General features: G+C 74.0%; 11 protein-coding genes. 6 read left to right on the top strand and 5 right to left on the bottom strand.

All coding sequences use genetic code 11. The features are described 5' to 3' along the window. Positions 1-297 precede the first annotated feature (297 nt). Both ACFPZN_RS30875 and ACFPZN_RS30870 read left to right on the top strand, forming a co-directional pair. A complete protein-coding gene (locus ACFPZN_RS30875; RefSeq protein ID WP_378285779.1) occupies positions 298-1,518 on the top strand; it encodes an MFS transporter in 1,221 nt (406 codons plus the stop codon). Between the two features lie 38 nt (positions 1,519-1,556). Continuing rightward, on the top strand, positions 1,557-2,867 hold the full coding sequence (locus ACFPZN_RS30870; RefSeq protein WP_378285778.1) for a D-arabinono-1,4-lactone oxidase: 1,311 nt from the start codon (positions 1,557-1,559) through the stop codon (positions 2,865-2,867). A gap of 25 nt (positions 2,868-2,892) precedes the next feature. Here the strand turns inward: ACFPZN_RS30870 and ACFPZN_RS30865 are convergent, their stop codons facing one another. Then, complete coding sequence (locus tag ACFPZN_RS30865) at positions 2,893-3,873, bottom strand: hypothetical protein (protein WP_378285777.1); 981 nt, start codon at positions 3,871-3,873, stop codon at positions 2,893-2,895. A gap of 443 nt (positions 3,874-4,316) precedes the next feature. On the opposite strand from ACFPZN_RS30865, the gene sepH reads away from it, so the two are divergent. Beyond that, positions 4,317-5,933: a septation protein SepH gene (gene sepH / locus ACFPZN_RS30860; RefSeq protein WP_378285776.1), complete on the top strand. Its 1,617-nt coding sequence runs from the start codon at positions 4,317-4,319 to the stop codon at positions 5,931-5,933. A gap of 36 nt (positions 5,934-5,969) precedes the next feature. Here the strand turns inward: sepH and ACFPZN_RS30855 are convergent, their stop codons facing one another. Both ACFPZN_RS30855 and ACFPZN_RS30850 read right to left on the bottom strand, forming a co-directional pair. Then, a complete protein-coding gene (locus tag ACFPZN_RS30855) occupies positions 5,970-7,442 on the bottom strand; it encodes a PH domain-containing protein (protein ID WP_378285775.1) in 1,473 nt (490 codons plus the stop codon). Then, the gene (locus tag ACFPZN_RS30850) at positions 7,439-8,017 is read right to left on the bottom strand and encodes a PH domain-containing protein (protein ID WP_378285774.1); all 579 of its coding nucleotides are present in this window, start codon (positions 8,015-8,017) and stop codon (positions 7,439-7,441) included. The genes ACFPZN_RS30855 and ACFPZN_RS30850 overlap by 4 nt, the downstream gene beginning before the upstream one ends. 291 nt (positions 8,018-8,308) lie before the next feature. Here ACFPZN_RS30850 and ACFPZN_RS30845 point away from each other — a divergent pair, with 291 nt between their 5' ends. Next, positions 8,309-9,301 (top strand): ATP-binding cassette domain-containing protein, encoded by a 993-nt coding sequence (locus ACFPZN_RS30845; RefSeq protein ID WP_378285773.1) that lies wholly within the window; start codon positions 8,309-8,311, stop codon positions 9,299-9,301. Further along, positions 9,298-10,116: an ABC transporter permease gene (locus ACFPZN_RS30840; protein ID WP_378285772.1), complete on the top strand. Its 819-nt coding sequence runs from the start codon at positions 9,298-9,300 to the stop codon at positions 10,114-10,116. The genes ACFPZN_RS30845 and ACFPZN_RS30840 overlap by 4 nt, the downstream gene beginning before the upstream one ends. Before the next feature lie 61 nt (positions 10,117-10,177). Here ACFPZN_RS30840 and ACFPZN_RS30835 read toward each other — a convergent pair whose 3' ends face one another. Together ACFPZN_RS30835 and ACFPZN_RS30830 are read right to left on the bottom strand one after the other, a co-directional pair. After that, positions 10,178-13,513, bottom strand: coding sequence for an ATP-binding protein (locus ACFPZN_RS30835; RefSeq protein WP_378285771.1), 3,336 nt, complete (start codon positions 13,511-13,513; stop codon positions 10,178-10,180). A gap of 131 nt (positions 13,514-13,644) precedes the next feature. Continuing rightward, positions 13,645-15,042, bottom strand: coding sequence for an NAD(P)/FAD-dependent oxidoreductase (locus tag ACFPZN_RS30830; protein ID WP_378285770.1), 1,398 nt, complete (start codon positions 15,040-15,042; stop codon positions 13,645-13,647). A gap of 391 nt (positions 15,043-15,433) precedes the next feature. Between ACFPZN_RS30830 and ACFPZN_RS30825 the strand changes: the two genes are divergently transcribed. Continuing rightward, entirely contained in the window at positions 15,434-16,027 is a 594-nt protein-coding gene (locus ACFPZN_RS30825; RefSeq protein WP_378285769.1) for a YbhB/YbcL family Raf kinase inhibitor-like protein, read from the top strand. Positions 16,028-16,200: the final 173 nt, after the last annotated feature.

Below are 16,200 nucleotides of genomic sequence, written 5' to 3'. Positions count from 1 at the left end.
CCGGCCGGGCGGGCGGCGCCGCTCGTGCGGGGCGCGACCGTCGCCGGGGCGGGCGGGGCCGCCGCGGCCGGGTGCCGGCGGTTCCGTCCTGCCCCGCCTTCCGGGCCTCGTTCTCTGCGTCGGCGTCCGCGGGGGCGGGCGGTGGTGAAGGAGAAGCCACATCCATTCCCAACGAGAGTCGCTATGGCGGGGTTACAGGTCTTTGCAATTGTTTCGCCCAGGTAACGTGATCTTGGAGTGGAAGTCGAGCGGCGGGCCAGGGGTGGACAGCGGCTTCCCGGGGCGGAGGGAGGCGCGGTGAGCGGCCCTTACCGGGAACTGCTGGGCGTCCCCGGAGCTCGGCTCTTCGTGGCTGCGGGCTTCGTCGGCCGCATGTCCATGTCGATGGTCGGGATCGGCGTCGTGCTGCTGGTGTCCGCGGTCACCGGATCGTACGGTATCGCCGGGGCGGTGGCCGCCACCCTGTCCCTGGCGTACGCGGTGGGGTCCCCGCTGAGCGCGCGCTTCGCCGACCGGTACGGGCAGCACCGCGTGCTGGTCCCGGTGGTGCTGGCCAACGCGGTGAGCGTGGCCACGCTCATCCTGTGCGCGCGGCTGGACCTGCCGGTGTGGACGCTCTTCCCGGCGGCGGCGCTGGCCGGGCTGACCCAGGTGTCGCTGGGCGCCTGGGTGCGGGCGCGGTGGTCGCACGCGCTGCGGGAGCGCCCGGCGCGGCTGCACACGGCGTTCTCGTTCGAGTCGGTGGTGGACGAGACGATCTTCGTCGCCGGGCCGCTGATCGTGACGGCGCTGGCCACCGGGGTGCATCCGGCGGCCGGCCTGGGCGCCGCCGCCGCGTTCACGCTGTCGGGCTGCCTGGCGCTGGCGGCGCAGCGCGGGACCGAGCCCGCGCCGCGCCCCCGCGCGCCCGGGAGCCGCGGCGGGGTGCTGGCCAACCCGGCGATCCGCGTGATCACACCGGTGTTCCTGCTGGTGGGAACGGTCTTCGGCGCGATCGACGTGAGCGCGGTCGCGTTCGCCGACGAGCAGGGGCACAAGCCGCTGGCCGGGGTGCTGCTGGGCTGCTACGCGCTGGGCAGCGGCACGGCGGCGCTCTGGTACGGGGCGCGGCACTGGCGCACCCCGCTGGAGCGGCGCTTCCGGATCGGGCTGGCGCTGCTGGCGGTCGCGATGGTGCCGCCCACGCTGGTCGGCGATCTGCGGCTGATGATGGCGGTGGTCTTCTTCTCCGGGCTGGCGATCTCGCCGACGATCATCCCGGGGTACGGGCTGGTGGAGCGGCTCGTGCCGGGGCACCAGCTCACCGAGGGGCTGGCGCTGGTGTCCACGTCGGTCGGGATCGGGGTGGCGGCCGGGGCGTCGGCGGCCGGGCGGGTGGTCGACGCGTACGGGGCCCAGGCGGCGTTCCTGGTGCCGCTGGCGGCGGCGCTGGCCGCGGTGGCGCTGGGCCTGGCCGGGGCGCGGGCGCTCGCCCGCCGCCGCCCGCCGGAACCGCCGGAAACGCCCGACAAAACATGAACTTTCCTCGCAATAGGGGCTCCGAGTAGAGTCCTCACATGTCCCCCGGCAGCACACATTCCTGGCGCAACTGGGCAGGCAACCAGCGCGCCACCCCGCGGCGCGCGACGAGCCCGCGGACCACGGCCGAGGTCGCCGCCGCGGTGCGCGCCGCCGCGGCCGCGGGCCAGACGGTCCGGATGGTCGGCACCGGCCACTCCTTCACCGGCGCCGCCGTGGCGGAGGACGTCCTGCTGCGGCCGGGCGGCCTCACGGCGGTCCGCGCCGTCGACACCGGCAGCGGCCTCGTCACGGTCGAGGCCGGCCTCCCGCTGCACGCGTTCAACAAGGTCCTGGCCGAGCACGGCCTGGCCCTGGCCAACATGGGGGACATCCAGGAGCAGACCGTCGCGGGCGCGCTACAGACCGCCACGCACGGCACCGGCCGGGAGGCCGCCGGCCTGGTCTCCCAGGCCGCCGCGCTGGAGATGGTGCTCGCCGACGGCAGCGTGGTGACGTGCTCGCGGGAGGAGCGCCCCGACCTGTTCGACGCGGCCCGCGCCGGGCTGGGCGCGCTGGGCGTCATCACCGCGATCACCTGGCGGACCGTCCCCGCGTTCGTGCTGCGTGCGCGCGAGGAACCGATGCGCTGGGACGAGGTGCTCGCGCGCCTGGACGAGTTCGACGACGCCAACGAGCACTTCGAGTTCTACTGGTTCCCCCACACCGAAGGGTGCCTGACCAAGCGCAACAACCGCGTCGAGGGCCCGCCGGAGCCGCTGTCCAAGCTCAAGTACTGGGTGGACGACCGGTTCCTGTCCAACACGGTGTTCGGACTCGTCAACCGGGTCACCCACCGGGCCCCCGCCACGACCCCCTTCGTCAACGGCATCTCCGCCAAGGCGCTGGGCGCGCGCACCTACAGCGACATCTCCTACAAGGTCTTCACCAGCCCGCGCACGGTGCGCTTCAAGGAACAGGAGTACGCGATCCCGCGCGAGCACCTCGTGCCCGCGCTGCGCGACCTGCGCGCGCTCATCGACGGGCGGGACTGGCGGATCAGCTTCCCCATCGAGGTCCGCCTCCTTCCGGAAGAGGACGCCTGGCTGTCGATGGCCCACGGGCGGCGCACCGCGTTCATCGCCGTGCACGTCTACCACCGCGAACCCCACGAGGAGTACTTCCGGGGGGTCGAGGAGATCATGACCGCCGCCGGAGGGCGCCCGCACTGGGGCAAGCTCCACACGCGCGACGCCGCGTACCTGGAGAAGGTCTACCCCCGGTTCGGCGACTTCCAGGCGCTGCGGGACGAACTCGACCCCGACCGCCGCTTCGCCAACCCCTACATCCGCCAGGTCTTCGGCGCCTGATCGAGCGCGCGGGCCCGGGAGGGGCTCATCCGGCGCCGGGCGCGGCCTGCGGGTCGGGTGTGGAGCCGGAACCGCCGCCGTCCTGCTCCCCGCCGCCGGGGCCGGTCGGCTGGGTCGGCTGCGGGGTCGGCGGCGCGGTCGGCCCGGACGTGGGCTCCTGGGACGGCGCCCCGGGCCCCGGGTCACCGGTCGGCCCGGACGTGGGCTCCCGCGACGGCCCCGGGGCCGGGCTCTCCGGCGCGTCGGGGCCGGAGGACGGCCCGTCACTGGGCCGCGAGGTCTCCCGCGTGCCCTCGGGCGACGGCGTCTCGGCGGGCGTCTCGCCGCTCCCGCCGCCGCCGTTCCCGAGGTTGCCCCAGGTCGTGCCCCGGCCGTCGTTGGCCCCGACCCATCCGGACGCGGGCCTGTCGGTGATCTTCTCGATCACCGTGATGCCCGCCATGACGACGGCGAAGACGGCGACCGAGGAGACGGCGAGCACGGCCCACCGCCGCCGGGCCCAGTCCAGGGTGCTGCGGAAGGCGTCCCGCCACGCCGCGTCCCGTCCTGCGCCGCCCCCTGCGCCGCCGGCCGCGGCCGCGGCCAAGTCGTCGGCGACGGTCTCGGCGGGCGACCGGTCGGCGCGGGTCACGTCCGGCGGAAGATCGAACCGGGTCGCGCCCGGGTCCCCGTCCCCGTCGAAGCCCCCGCCGAAGCCCCCGTCGTATCCGCCGGGCCAGACCACCGTGCGCGTCGGATCGGCGCTGGTCGCCCGGTCCGCCGCCGCCCGCGCCCCGGCGGCGTCCCCGGCGCCGTGCGGGTGCGCCCGCTCCTTGAGCCGCGTCCTCCCCTGGTCGAGGAAGTGCTTGCACACCGCGGCGCCGGCGGTCGACGCCACGCTCATGAACGCGGCGCCGATGATCGTCCCGTACACGCCGAGGAACGACGCGCCCACCGCCGCCGCCAGGGTGGCCAGCCCCCCGGCCGCCAGTTGCGTCGTGCTCAGGTCCGGCACCGCCCGCCGCATCGACTCAATCCCCCGTTTCGGTCGACCACAACAACTCCAAGACGGGAACTCGCGACATCCCGGTCGTGTTCCGGCCAGGCACGTGATGATGGCAACCCCAAAGGACTGGAGCCTGGTCGTCGCGTCGGGCACAGTGTGGAAAAGGATCCACAAGAAACGGGAAGGGCGACCACCTCCGCACTCCGGCCCCGGCAAGCTTGGTCAGCGCCCTCTTCGGCCTTGTGAGGAGGGCTTCGAGAGCGGCGATGTTCGGACATGCCGGGTACGGTGCTGGCAGCAGGTGTGTCCGAAAGAGAGACTCGGGAACCCGGGGGAAGGGCACGCATGCGCCCTCGGCGGGCACCGGGCCGAACCGCCGGGCCGCGCCCGTGGCATGACGGGCACGGCACCGCGCGGCCGGTCCGGCACCCTCCGTGCCGTCAGGAAGGGCAGGAAGGACACGCATGCAGGAGCTGCGCCTCGTCGCGGTCAGCGAGGACGGTACGTACCTCGTCCTGGCCACCGCGGGCCGAGGCACCCGGTTCACCCTGCCCGTCGACGATCGGCTGCGCGCAGCGGTCCGTGGGCACTTCTCCCGCCTCGGCCAGTTCGAGATCGAAGTGGAGAGTCCCTTGCGCCCCAAGGAGATCCAGGCTCGCATCCGGTCCGGCGAGACCGCGGAGGAGATCGCCGAGTCGGCCGGCATCCCGGTCGAACGCGTCCGCTGGTTCGAGGGCCCGGTCCTGCAGGAACGCGAGTACATGGCCCAGCAGGCGCAGCGGGTGGCGGTGCGCCGCCCGGGCGAGTCCACGCCCGGCCCGCCGCTCGGCGAGACCGTCGAGGAGCGGCTCGGCCGCGGCGGCGTCGACCTCGAAGAGGTCGAGTGGGACTCCTGGAAGTGCGAGGACAGCACCTGGCGGATCCGGCTGTCGTTCTTCGACAACGGCCGCCCGCACGCCGCCGAGTGGGTCTTCGACCCGCGCCGCCGGCACGTCTCCCCGCTGGACGAGGTCGCCGCCCGGCTCACCGCCGTGGAGTGGGACGACGACGAGGCGCTCGGCGAGACCGACACCGTCACCCCGCTGGTGCCGCGCCGCCCGGCGATGAAGGTCGTCTCCGACAGCCGCGACTTCGCCGCCCCGGTCCGTCCCGAGCTCCGTCCCGAGCCGCTGCGCGCCGCCGAGCCCCCGCGCGTGAACCGGCCCCGCATCGCCGAGCCGGCGCCCGAGCGGCGCCCCGCGCGGCCCTCCGAGCCGCCGGTCGCGTCGCGTCCGGCCGCCCGGCCGCTCCAGAGGGCGCCCCAGGAGCCGGAGGAGCGTTCCACCGCCTTCGAGCCCGCCGAGCCCGAGGTCGCGGAGGCCGCCCCCGCCCCCGAGCCCGCGCCCGTCGCGGAGGCCGCGCCGGAGGCGCCGCCCGCCGAGCCCGAGGCGCAGGACGACGACATCGCCGCCGCCGAGCCCGAGGAGCCGACCGCCGAGGAGCATGAGCCCGAGCCCGAGCCCGAAGTGGCGGACGAGCCCGAGGCCGTCCAGGAAGAGCCCGCCCCGGAGCCGGAGCCCGCCGAGGAGCCCGTGTCCGAGGACGAGGAGAGCCAGGCGGCCGAGACGGCCGAGACGGTCGACGAGCCGGAGCCCGAGCCGGAGCCCGCCGCCGCGGAGGAGCAGGCGGCTCAGGAACCCGAGCCCGCCGACGAACCGGCCGCCGAGGAGCCCGAGGTCGACGAACCTGTCGCCGAGGAGCCCGAGGTCGAGGAACCGGTCGCCGAAGAGCCGCCCCCGGCCGCGCCGGAGAAGCCCGCCGCCCGGGAGAAGCCGCAGCCGCCGCCCAAGCCGCAGCGGCCCGCGCACCGCGAGCCGGGCCGTCCCCCGGCCAAGAAGAAGTCCCCGGCACGCCCGGCGATGCCCGCCGCCCCGGCCGACAAGCCGGTCGGCCCGCCCGCCGCCGCTGCCGCGGCGGCGGCCGCCGGCGAGTCCCCGGCGGCACCGCAGCGCCCCGCCCGCAACCGCCGCAAGTCCAAGGGCAAGCGCGCCTCCGTCCCGTCCTGGGACGAGATCATGTTCGGGGCGCGCCGCCCCGACTGACGCGCGAAGGCTCCCGCACCCCCGCCCTCCGGTCCGTCAGGAGCTCCGGGGGCTCGGCGGGTCGTCCCCCAGCAACGACAGCGGCTCCACCCAGTGCGGGGTGACCTGCGCGGCGAAGGCGATCGCGTCCCCTTCGGCCATGTCCAGGGCCGGGTAGCCGCCCTCCCCCGCGCCCACGGCGGCGTCCAGGGTGGCCAGGCCCAGGCGGCGCTGGAACGGGCTCTGGCGGAGCCGCCAGCCGATGACCGCGTCGTGGTCCACGACGACCTGGCGGCGGCGCAGCGACCCCGACCGCAGCGTCAGCCGCACCCCGTCGGTGGCGTGGCCGAGCTGCCGGTAGCGGTCGATGCCCAGCGGTACGGCCAGCACCGCGGCGGCCAGGCACCCGTACACCACCCAGGGCTGACCGGCCAGCAGCGCCAGCGCGCCCACGCCGAGCGGGGGCGCGACCGCCCGCACGACGCGGCGCCCGCGCGCGGCCCGCGGATGCGGCAGCAGCGGCCCCGGCGGCGGCCCGAGCACGCGGGACGCGAGGCCCTCGGCGATCGGACGCGGCGCCGCGGGGAACAGCCGCCCCCGCTGGACCGCGTCGCCCAGCCCCGTGACCAGGGCGTCCAGCCGCACGACACCGGCGAACCGCTCGAACGGGTTGTCGGTGAGCTCCACGCCGCGGATGCGGCGGCGCTCCAGCGAGACGCTGCGGCGGGTGACCAGACCCCGTTCGGCCACGATCGACCCGTCCCGCGCGTACACCGTGAAGTGCCAGTTCATCGCGGCGAAGGCGAGCACCGACATCGCGGGCATGGCCAGCAGGGTCAGCACCGCCGCCGCGATGACCACGACGGTGGGCAGGCCGACCAGGTCGTGCCCGAGGCCGGCCAGCCGCTCGGGAGTGATCAGCCCGAAGTCGTCGCTCAGGTTGTAGAGGGTGCCCAGGAGGCTGCCCGCGAGCGCGAACGGGGTGAGCAGGTACGCGCCGCTCAGCGGGGCGAACACGAACCAGCGCCGCGGCATCCGGGCCAGTTCCCGGCGCGGTTCGGGCGCGGCGCCGGCCCGGCCGAGCAGCAGCGCGCGCAGCCGCTCGGCCTCCTGCCGGGACACGGCGTTCAGCTCGCCCTCGCCGCCGTCCGCGCCCGCGTCGATGTGCACGATCGCCAGCCGCAGCAGCCGGTGCGGGAGGGCGGCGCTGATGTCGACGCCGCGGATCCGCTGCCGCGGGATCGTCTTGACCGAACGGCCGACCAGCGACCGGCGCAGCTCGATGCGGTCGTCGTACAGCGTGTAGGTGAACGTGGCCCAGGTGACCAGGTGGAGCAGGAGCCCGAAGCCGAGCCCGATGAGGGTGAAGTAGAACGCCGTGGACAGGCCGCCCACGGCCAGCCCGGCGGCGCCCGCCGCCAGCAGGGCGATCAGTTCGCGGGCGGCGCCGACGACGAAGGTCAGGGGGTGCAGCCGCGCGGTGCCGGCGGCGGCGCCGGGCGGCGGCGGCGCGGCGGCCTCGACGTTCACGTGGCGTCGTCGCGCAGGTCGTGCGCACGGTGGGCCAGGTCCTCGGCGAGCCGGGCGGCCATCGCGGCCGGCAGCCCGGACACCTCCGAGGATCCGGTGTGCGAGGCGGTGTTGACCTCCAGGGTGGCCAGGCCCAGCAAACGCTCGATCCACCCCTGCCGGGTGTCGACGGTCTGGATCCGGCTCACCGGCACCAGCAGCCATTCGCGGCTGAACCACCCGGTGCGGGTGTAGACGACATCGGCGCGCACCTCCCAGCGATGCACCCGGAACCGCCAGACCGGGGCGACGAACACCATCAGCAGACCGGCCGCGCCGGTGAGCGCGGGCAGCCGGCCGAGGTTGCCCAGGAGCCAGCGGGGGACGCCCGTCCAGTCGGTGCCGTCCGCCCAGCCGGCGGAGTCGACCCAGGCGGCCACGCCCCAGGCGAGGCCGAACGCCAGGCCCCACACCAGCAACGCCTCGATCGCCCAGTGCGCGATGGCGCGCGGCGAGACCCGGTGGGCGGGCGGCCGCAACCGCGGCGGGTGCGGTGCTCCGCCGTCGGATGGGTTGGTGGGCCGCACCGCCGTCACGGTGACGAGTCTAGATCCACCCAGGCCACGGTCGGTCCGGTACCGGCCGGGGCGCGACGCGCCGGTGACGGAATAGCCCTCGAGGGGCGCCCTGTTCCAGCAGGTGTCGACGCCGCTTCAGGGTTTTGTCAGACCCGGGTGCGAGCCTGGGCCCAGGCAAGAGCGCGCTGTCAGCGATCTGTCAGCGGGGGCGAAAAAACTGGATGCGCAGCGCTCCGGACTCCTCATAGGTTGGCAGGCTCTCTCTGCCAAGGCCGTGAAAGGTCCGGCTGTCCCGAAACAGGAGATCACATGACCTATGCCATCCAGGCCGACGGCCTGGTGAAGCGCTTCGGCAAGACCCAGGCGCTGGCCGGGGTCTCGCTCACCGCCGACACCGGAACGGTCCTGGGCGTGCTCGGCCCCAACGGCGCGGGCAAGACCACCACCACCCGCATCCTGGCCACGCTGATCGAGCCGACCGAGGGCAGCGCCCGGGTCGGCGGTCACGACGTGGTGAAGGAGGCCCACCAGGTACGGCAGCTGATCGGACTGACCGGCCAGTACGCCGGGGTGGACGAGATGCTCACCGGCACCGAGAACCTCGTCATGATCGGCCGGCTGCTGGGCCTGTCGCGCGCGGCGTCCAAGGCCCGCGCGAGCGAGCTGCTGGACCGCTTCGACCTCGTCGAGGCGGCCGCCCGGCCGGCCAAGACCTACTCCGGCGGCATGCGCCGCCGGCTCGACCTGGCGGCCAGCCTGGTGGGGCGGCCGCAGATCCTCTTCCTGGACGAGCCCACCACCGGGCTCGACCCGCGCAGCCGCACCGGCCTGTGGGACATCGTCCGCGGCCTGACCGCCGACGGCGTCACGGTGCTGCTGACCACGCAGTATCTGGAGGAGGCCGACCAGCTGGCCGACGACATCATCGTGATCGACCGCGGCCAGGTCATCGCGCACGGCACCTCCGACGAGCTCAAGGCCCAGGTGGGCGGCCAGGTGCTGGAGCTGCGGCCGGTGCACGAGGCCGACAACGTGACGGTCACCCGGGTCGCGGGCGAGCTGGCCGGGACGGCCCCGGAGGTCCGCGACGGCCTGGTGTCGGTCCCGATCACCGATCCGGCGATCATGCCCGCGCTGGTCCGCCGGCTCGACGACGCCGGTGTCGTCCTGGGCGAGCTGTCCATGCGCAAGTCCAGCCTGGACGAGGTCTTCTTCGCCCTCACCGGCCACCACACCGACGACATCGACACCGAGGCCGGCGAGCTGGCCGAGGCCGAGCAGAAGGAAGAGGCCAGAGCTTGAGCGTTTCGGGAGTCGCGGCACCGGCGGTGCCGAGCCTGTCACGGCGGGTCTCGCCGGCCACGGCCGTGCGCAACATCGGCACGCTGGCCTGGCGCAACCTGGTGCAGATCAAGCACAACCCGATGGAGCTGCTGGACCTCAGCATCCAGCCGATCATGTTCGTGCTGCTGTTCGCGTACGTGTTCGGGCCGTCGATGGCGGGCAGTGTCGAGGCGTACCTGCCGGTGGTGATCCCGGGGATCATCGCGCAGAACGCGCTGTTCGCCGGGATGACGACGGGGTTCGGGCTGAACACCGACATCACCAAGGGGGTGTTCGACCGGTTCCGGAGCCTGCCGATCGCCCGCAGCGCCCCGCTGGCGGGGCGGATCATCGCCGACACCACCAAGCAGGCCTGGTCGATGCTGATCCTGCTGACCGTGGGGTTCATCATCGGGTTCCGGATCGAGACCGGCCCGCTAGCGCTGCTGATGGCGTTCCTGCTGCTGCTCAGCTTCGCGGTGCTGTTCTCGTGGACGTCGGTCTACATCGCGATGAAGGTGGACGACCCGGAGAAGGTGCAGATCTTCGGGTTCGTGGTGATCTTCCCGCTGAGCTTCCTCAGCACGGCGTTCATCCCCAACACCGACCGCATCCCGGGCCCGGTGGCGTGGGTGATGGACAACAGCCCGGTGACGCAGCTGGTCGAGGCGATGCGCGGCCTGCTGGTCGGCGGGCCGGTCATGGAGCACGCCCTGATCGCGCTGGCCTGGGGGGTGGCCATCTCCCTGGTGTTCGCCCCGCTGTCGCTGCGCGCCTTCAAGAAGCGCGCCTGACCGCCTGCCCCCTGGCGTCCTCCGGTCGCTCCCTTCCCTCCCGGTTCCGGGGCGGGCGGGGTCAGCCGGTCGCGGGCCCGTCGCCGGACGGGCCCGCGAGGGCCGGCGGCGGTACCGGCCGCGCCAGGCCGAAGGCGTCGAGGACGTCGTCGAAGGTCTGGGCGCGGCCCTTCTCGTAGGACGCGGTGAAGGCGGCCTCGCCCAGCGCCTCGCGGGCCGCGTCCTCGATGGCGCGGGTCTCCGGCTGAGACAGGTCGCGGGCGCCTCGTACACCGTGCGCGGCGCCCAGCAGCCGTGCGGCGCGGGCCGGGTCGCCCTCGCCGATGGCCAGGAAGGCGTGCCCCGTCAGCACCTGCGCGGCGATCGGATGGTCCACCGCCTGGACGGCGTCGGCCAGCGCCTCCCGCAGCCGGGCCCGCGCCGCGTCCACGTCGCCGTGCTCGGCGTCCAGTTGCGCCCGGGACGCCAGGATGAGCGCGCGGTACTGGGGCGGCCCGCCCGTCCGAGGGCAGAGCTCCTCGGCCCGGTCGAACCGCCGGATCGCCTCCGCGCGGTCGCCCTCCCGCCGGGCGAACTCCCCGAACTGCTGGTGGATGCCGGCCAGCGCGTCCGGGAAGGCCAGCCGTTCGGCCTCGCGCAGCGCGGTGGCCAGGAGCGTCTTGGCCCGCTCCCGCTCGCCCAGGAGGTACAGCTCGTTGGCCAGCCTCGCGTGGACCTGGATGAACATGCCCATGCCGCTGCCGAGGGGCTCGTTCAGCCGCAGCGCCTCCTCGTACAGCACCGCGGCGGCGCGGTGCTCGCCCCGCCAGGCCAGCAGCTCGGCCTTGCCGGTGAGCGCGAACGACAGGCCCCAGCGGTCCCCCGCCTCCCGGAAGGCCCGTTCGGCCTCAAGGAAGTCGCCGTCGACGCCGTCGTGCCTGCCGAAGTTGATGGCGACCTGGGCGTGGATGAAGTAGCCGATGCCCCGCACCCACGGGTCGGGGTCGCCCAGCAGGGGCCGGACGATCTCCATGGCCTCCGCGCTCCAGCCCGTCACGTACATGTTCATCGTCACGGTCATCGCCCGGACGACGGGATGCCGCACCGGCCCGCCGTGCCGCTCCCCGATCTCCTGGGCGCGCCGCAGCCACTCCACCGAGCGGGAGTTCTCCCAGGGCCCGTCGAAGGTGAGCATCACCCCGTGCGCCAGGGCGAGCACGGTGGTCTGATCCTCCGGGAGGTCCGGCATGGAGAACAGCTCGACGTAGTGCTCCCCGGCCTCGCGGACCATGCCGTGCAGGAACCAGTACCAGCCGAGCGAGGCGCAGAGCCGTACGGCCAGGGCCGCGTCTGGGACGGACATCGTCCAGCGCAGCGCGGCGTGCAGGTCGTCGTGCTCGGCGTTGAGCCGGGCCATCCAGTAGAGCTGGTCGTGGCGGTAGAGGCGCGGCTCGGCGGTCTCGGCGAGGTCGGCGAGGTACTCCGCGTGGGCCCGCCGCGTCCGGTCCTCCTCGCCCGCCTCGGCGAGGCGTTCGGCGCCGTAGGCGCGGATGGTCTCCAGCATCCGGTAGCGCGGCCGGGGGTCGTCGGCCTCGGCGACGGGGCCCGGCTCGGCGGCGGTGACGATCAGGAGGGACTTGTCGACCAGCGCGGTGAGGACGTCCAGGACCTCGGCCGGGTCGAGTTCGGGCCCGGCGCAGACGCGCTCGGCGGCCTCCACGGTGGCGCCGCCGGCGAAGACCGAGAGCCGCCGCCACAGGGCGCGCTCGGCCTCGTCCAGGAGGTCCCAGCTCCACTCGACCACGGCGCGCAGGGTCTGGTGGCGGGGCAGCGCGGTGCGACTGCCGCCGGCCAGCAGCCGGAACCGGTCGCCCAGGCGGTCGGCCAGCTGGGCGGGGGTCATCGCGCGCAGCCGGACGGCGGCCAGCTCGATGGCCAGCGGCATGCCGTCCAGGGCCCGGCAGATCCGCACGATGGACGCCACGTTGGCGGGCGTGACCGCGAAGCGGGGGGAGGCCGCGACGGCGCGGTCGGCGAGCAGCCGCACGGCGGGGTTGGCCAGGGCCTCGGCGACGCCGGCGCCGTCCGGGGGCGGTTCCAGCGGTTCGACCGGCCACAGGGCCTCACCGGTGATGCCGAGCGGTTCCCGGCTGGTCGCCAGGACCCGCACGCCGGGGCAGTCGGCCAGGACGCGGTCGGCGAGCCGGGCGGCGGCGTCCAGGAGGTGCTCGCAGTTGTCGAGGACGAGCAGCAGCCGCTTCCCGGCGAGCGCGGCGGCCAGCCTGTCCAGCGGGTCGTTCGTCTCGGCGAGGGCGACCCGGCCGTGCCCGGTCGTGACCAGCGCGGCCTCCCGCAGCCCGAGGGCGGTGAGCACGGCCAGCGGCGTCTCGGCCGGGTCGGAGACGGGGGCCAGCTCGGCGAGCCACACGCCGTCGGGCATGCGATCGAGCTGCCGTTCGGCGGTTTCGAGGGAGAGCCGGGTCTTGCCCGAGCCGCCCGGCCCGGTCAGCGTGACCAGGCGTCCCGCGGCCAGTCTCCCGCCGATCCGGGCGAGGTCCTCGTCGCGGCCGATGAAGCTGGTCAAGCGGGCGCGCAGGTTGTGGTTCGGCTTGGTCCGCGCGGTGTCCGGTCCGGGCGAGGAGACGGGCGAGGTCGCGGCCGGGGGCGAGGGCTCTTCGGCGGCGCCAGGGAGCAGGGCGGGGTCCTGCCGCAGGACGGCTATGTGGAGGGCCTCCAGGTCGGGGGACGGGTCAACGCCCAGTTCCTCCGCCAGCGCGCGTTTGACCGACGCGTACTCCGACAGCGCCTCGGACTGGCGGCCCGCGCCGTACAGGGCCCGTATCAGCCGTCCCCGCAGCGGCTCGCGGAGCGGCTCCGCGGCCGCCATCGCCTTCAACTCGGGGATCAGCCCCTCGTGGCGGCCGAGGAGCAGGTCCGCGTCGATCCGCTCGTCCAGCGCGGCACGGCGCAGCGCCTCCAGGCGGGCGGCGGGCCCGTCGGCGAACGGCAGCCCGGCCGCGTCGGCGAGTGCCGGACCGCGCCAGAGGCCGAGGGCGGCGCCCAGTTCGTCCGAGCGGGCCTCCGCGCCGGGCATGCGCCGGGCGGCCAGCACCCGGGCCTCGAAGTCGTGCGCGTCGACGGCCGCGCGCGGGACGACCAGCCGGTACGCGCCGGGCCGCGACTCGACGCTGCCGCGGCCGATCACGGCGCGCAGCCGGGACACCAGGGCCTGGAGCGCGTTGGGCGCGGTGGCGGGCGCGCGGTCCTCCCAGAGGTCGTCGATGATGCGTTCGACGGTCAGCGGGCGGCCCGCGTCCAGGGCGAGCAGGGTCAGCAGGGCCCGCAGCCGCGCGCCCCCGATCTCGGCCGGACGGCCGTCCGCGACCACCTCCAGCGGCCCCAGGATCCCGATCCGCACCCGTCGATTCTCCCCCACACCGCCGGAAGCCGTTCCAACCCCTGAAAACGACGGCCCCGACGATCCCATGGACCGTCGGGGCATCGCCTATGGATTTTTCCGGCCGGAGGCTCCGGCGGGGCCTCGGCGCGTCAGGCCGCGTTCTCGGCTGCCTTCTCCCTGGACTCGTCGCCGGCCCGCTCCCTGGCCTTGACATCGCCCAGTGCGGCCAGCTCGAACTCGGCGCGCGGCTGCTCGATGCTGCCCAGGGACACGGTCTCGCGCTTGAAGAACAGCGCCAGCGTCCAGTCGGCCAGCACCCGCACCTTGCGGTTGAAGGTCGGCACCCGGGACACGTGGTACGTGCGGTGCATCACCCAGGCCGGGAAGCCCTTGACCTTGAACCCGTAGGTGTTGGCCACGCCCTTGTGCAGGCCCAGGCCCGCGACGGAGCCGACGCTGTTGTGGACGTACGGCTTGAGGGACTTGCCCCGCAGCGAGCGCACCAGGTTGTCGGCGAGGACCTTGGCCTGGCGGACGGCGTGCTGCGCGTTGGGGGCGCAGAACATGCCCTCCTGGGTGAGGTCGGGCACGGCCGCGTTGTCACCGGCGGTGAACGCCCGCACGACGCCCTCGATGGTGAGGTACTCGGTGGCCTTGACCTGGCCGCGCTCGTTCAACGGCAGGTCGGAGTTGCGCACGACCGGGGACGCCTTGACGCCGGCCGTCCACACCAGGGTGCCGGCGGCGAAGGCGCTGCCGTCGGAGCACTCGATGTTCCCGCCGACCGCGGACTGCAGGAAGGTCTTGAGCTTGACGTCGATGCCGCGGCCGCGCAGCTGCTCGGCGGTCCACTTGCCCATGTCGGGGCCGACCTCGGGCAGGATCCGGTCGGCCGCCTCGATGAGGACGAACCGCAGGTCCTGCGGGGTGACCTTGCGCATGTACTTGACCGCGCCGCGGGCCATGTCCTCCAGCTCGGCCAGCGCCTCGACGCCGGCGAAGCCGCCGCCGACGAAGACGAAGGTGAGCGCCTTGCGGCGGATCTCCTCCTCGTCGGTGGACTCGGCGATCTCCAGCTGGGCCAGCACGTGGTTGCGCAGGTGGATGGCCTCGCCGATGGTCTTGAAGCCGATGCCGTGCTCGGCCAGGCCGGGGATGGGCAGGGTGCGGGACACCGAGCCGGCGGCCATGACCAGGTAGTCGTAGGAGATCCGCTCGGGCGGGCCGGCCAGCGGCTGCAGGATGGCCCATCGCTCGCCGTGGTTCAGCTCGGTCACCCGGGCGTTGCGCACGGTGCAGCGGGGCAGCACGCGGCGCAGCGGGGCGACGACGTGCCGCGGGGAGACGTTCCCGGCGGCGGCCTCGGGGAGGAACGGCTGGTACGTCATGTACGAGTTCGGGTCGACGATGGTGATCCTGACCTCGTCCCGCTTCAGCTCGCGGCGGAGCTTCTTCTGCAGTCGAAGTGCCGTGTACATGCCCACGTAGCCGCCACCCACGATGAGCACGTGGGGAGCGCCAGGGGTGCCCTCGGCGGTCCTGGCCATTGCGGCCTCCTCAGTCACGGTCGGCTTGTGAAGACATTCACAAGCTACCTGATGGACCGCACCCAACACCAATGGATCATGGCGAAATTTTGTAAAAAATTTCGATCTTGTCAATTTGGAGCGTTGCTTCCGCGTGAATTACGCCACTCCTTCGCAAAGATTCGGACATAGAGCACGATACATCTCATGACGAACATCACAGCGTGGCGACCACCTGCGCCGAGGGGTGGAACCCGGGCCGCGAAAGCCCCGTCCCACAGCAGGCGAACCTCTAAGGTGGGGCCGGACGAGGAAGGGGGCACGCCACCGGGAAACGCGCGCGCCGCCGTGAAGGCCCCGGTGCGGAGAGCCTGGCGGGGCGCGGCGTACGATCTCGCCCGGGAGCGTAGCGATGATGAGCAGATACCGGCGTCCGATCGCGGCCGGTGCGGGTGCCCTCGCGCTCGCCGGCACCCTCGGCCTGAGCGGCTGCGGGTTCCTCGGCAACCCGCAGACCTCCGGCGCCGAACTGTCGGAGTGGTTCACCGTGACCAGCCCCGTCTTCCGCGATGGGCGCGACTTGCCCACGCGGTACGGCTGCAGGACGTACCCTGGCGGAGCGGGCACCACCCCGCCGCTGCGATGGTCGGGTACCCCCGCGGGGACCCGTTCGTTCGCGATCGTCATGGACGACCCGGACGCCGACACCGGCGCCTATGTCCACTGGGTGATCGGCGGGATCGACGGGACCGTCCAGCAACTGGTCGAGGGCGCCCAGTTGAGCAAGACCGTCGAAGGACAGAACACGAGCGAGAAGGTCGGCTACGCGCCGCCCTGCCCTCCCAAGGGCGAGCAACACCGGTACCGCTTCACCATCTACGCGCTGGACACCGAGGTTCCGTTCCGCAGCGGCGCTTCGCTGAAGGAATCGCTGGGTGCCATCGCCGAGCACACGGTGGGTCGGGGCCGGATCACCGGGAACTTCGGAAGCGATGAGTCGCGTTGACCCTGCGGTCACGGAACGGCAACGTCACCGGGACGCGAGGTCAGGGCGGACCCCTCGGGGGGCCGGAACCGAAAGGGGCGTACAGGTGGGCCGGTACGGGCGCGAGCGCCGGGTTGGCCAATCGGTGCGCGCCGTGTGAGGGTAGATGTGCGCGAAGGGTGTGACAACGGTCA

The sequence above is a fragment of the Actinomadura rugatobispora genome (assembly GCF_042656285.1).
GTDB lineage: Bacteria > Actinomycetota > Actinomycetes > Streptosporangiales > Streptosporangiaceae > Spirillospora > Spirillospora rugatobispora.
This window is presented reverse-complemented; position numbering and strand designations above follow the sequence as displayed.

What these genes read in the sequence shown, in the direction of transcription:
- ACFPZN_RS30870 (WP_378285778.1), top strand. Translation starts at nt 1,557, where the DNA reads ATGTCCCCCGGCAGCACACATTCCTGGCGCAACTGGGCAGGCAACCAG.
- ACFPZN_RS30865 (WP_378285777.1), bottom strand. Translation starts at nt 3,873, where the DNA reads ATGCGGCGGGCGGTGCCGGACCTGAGCACGACGCAACTGGCGGCCGGG.
- sepH (WP_378285776.1), top strand. Translation starts at nt 4,317, where the DNA reads ATGCAGGAGCTGCGCCTCGTCGCGGTCAGCGAGGACGGTACGTACCTC.
- ACFPZN_RS30845 (WP_378285773.1), top strand. Translation starts at nt 8,309, where the DNA reads ATGACCTATGCCATCCAGGCCGACGGCCTGGTGAAGCGCTTCGGCAAG.
- ACFPZN_RS30830 (WP_378285770.1), bottom strand. Translation starts at nt 15,042, where the DNA reads ATGGCCAGGACCGCCGAGGGCACCCCTGGCGCTCCCCACGTGCTCATC.
- ACFPZN_RS30825 (WP_378285769.1), top strand. Translation starts at nt 15,434, where the DNA reads ATGATGAGCAGATACCGGCGTCCGATCGCGGCCGGTGCGGGTGCCCTC.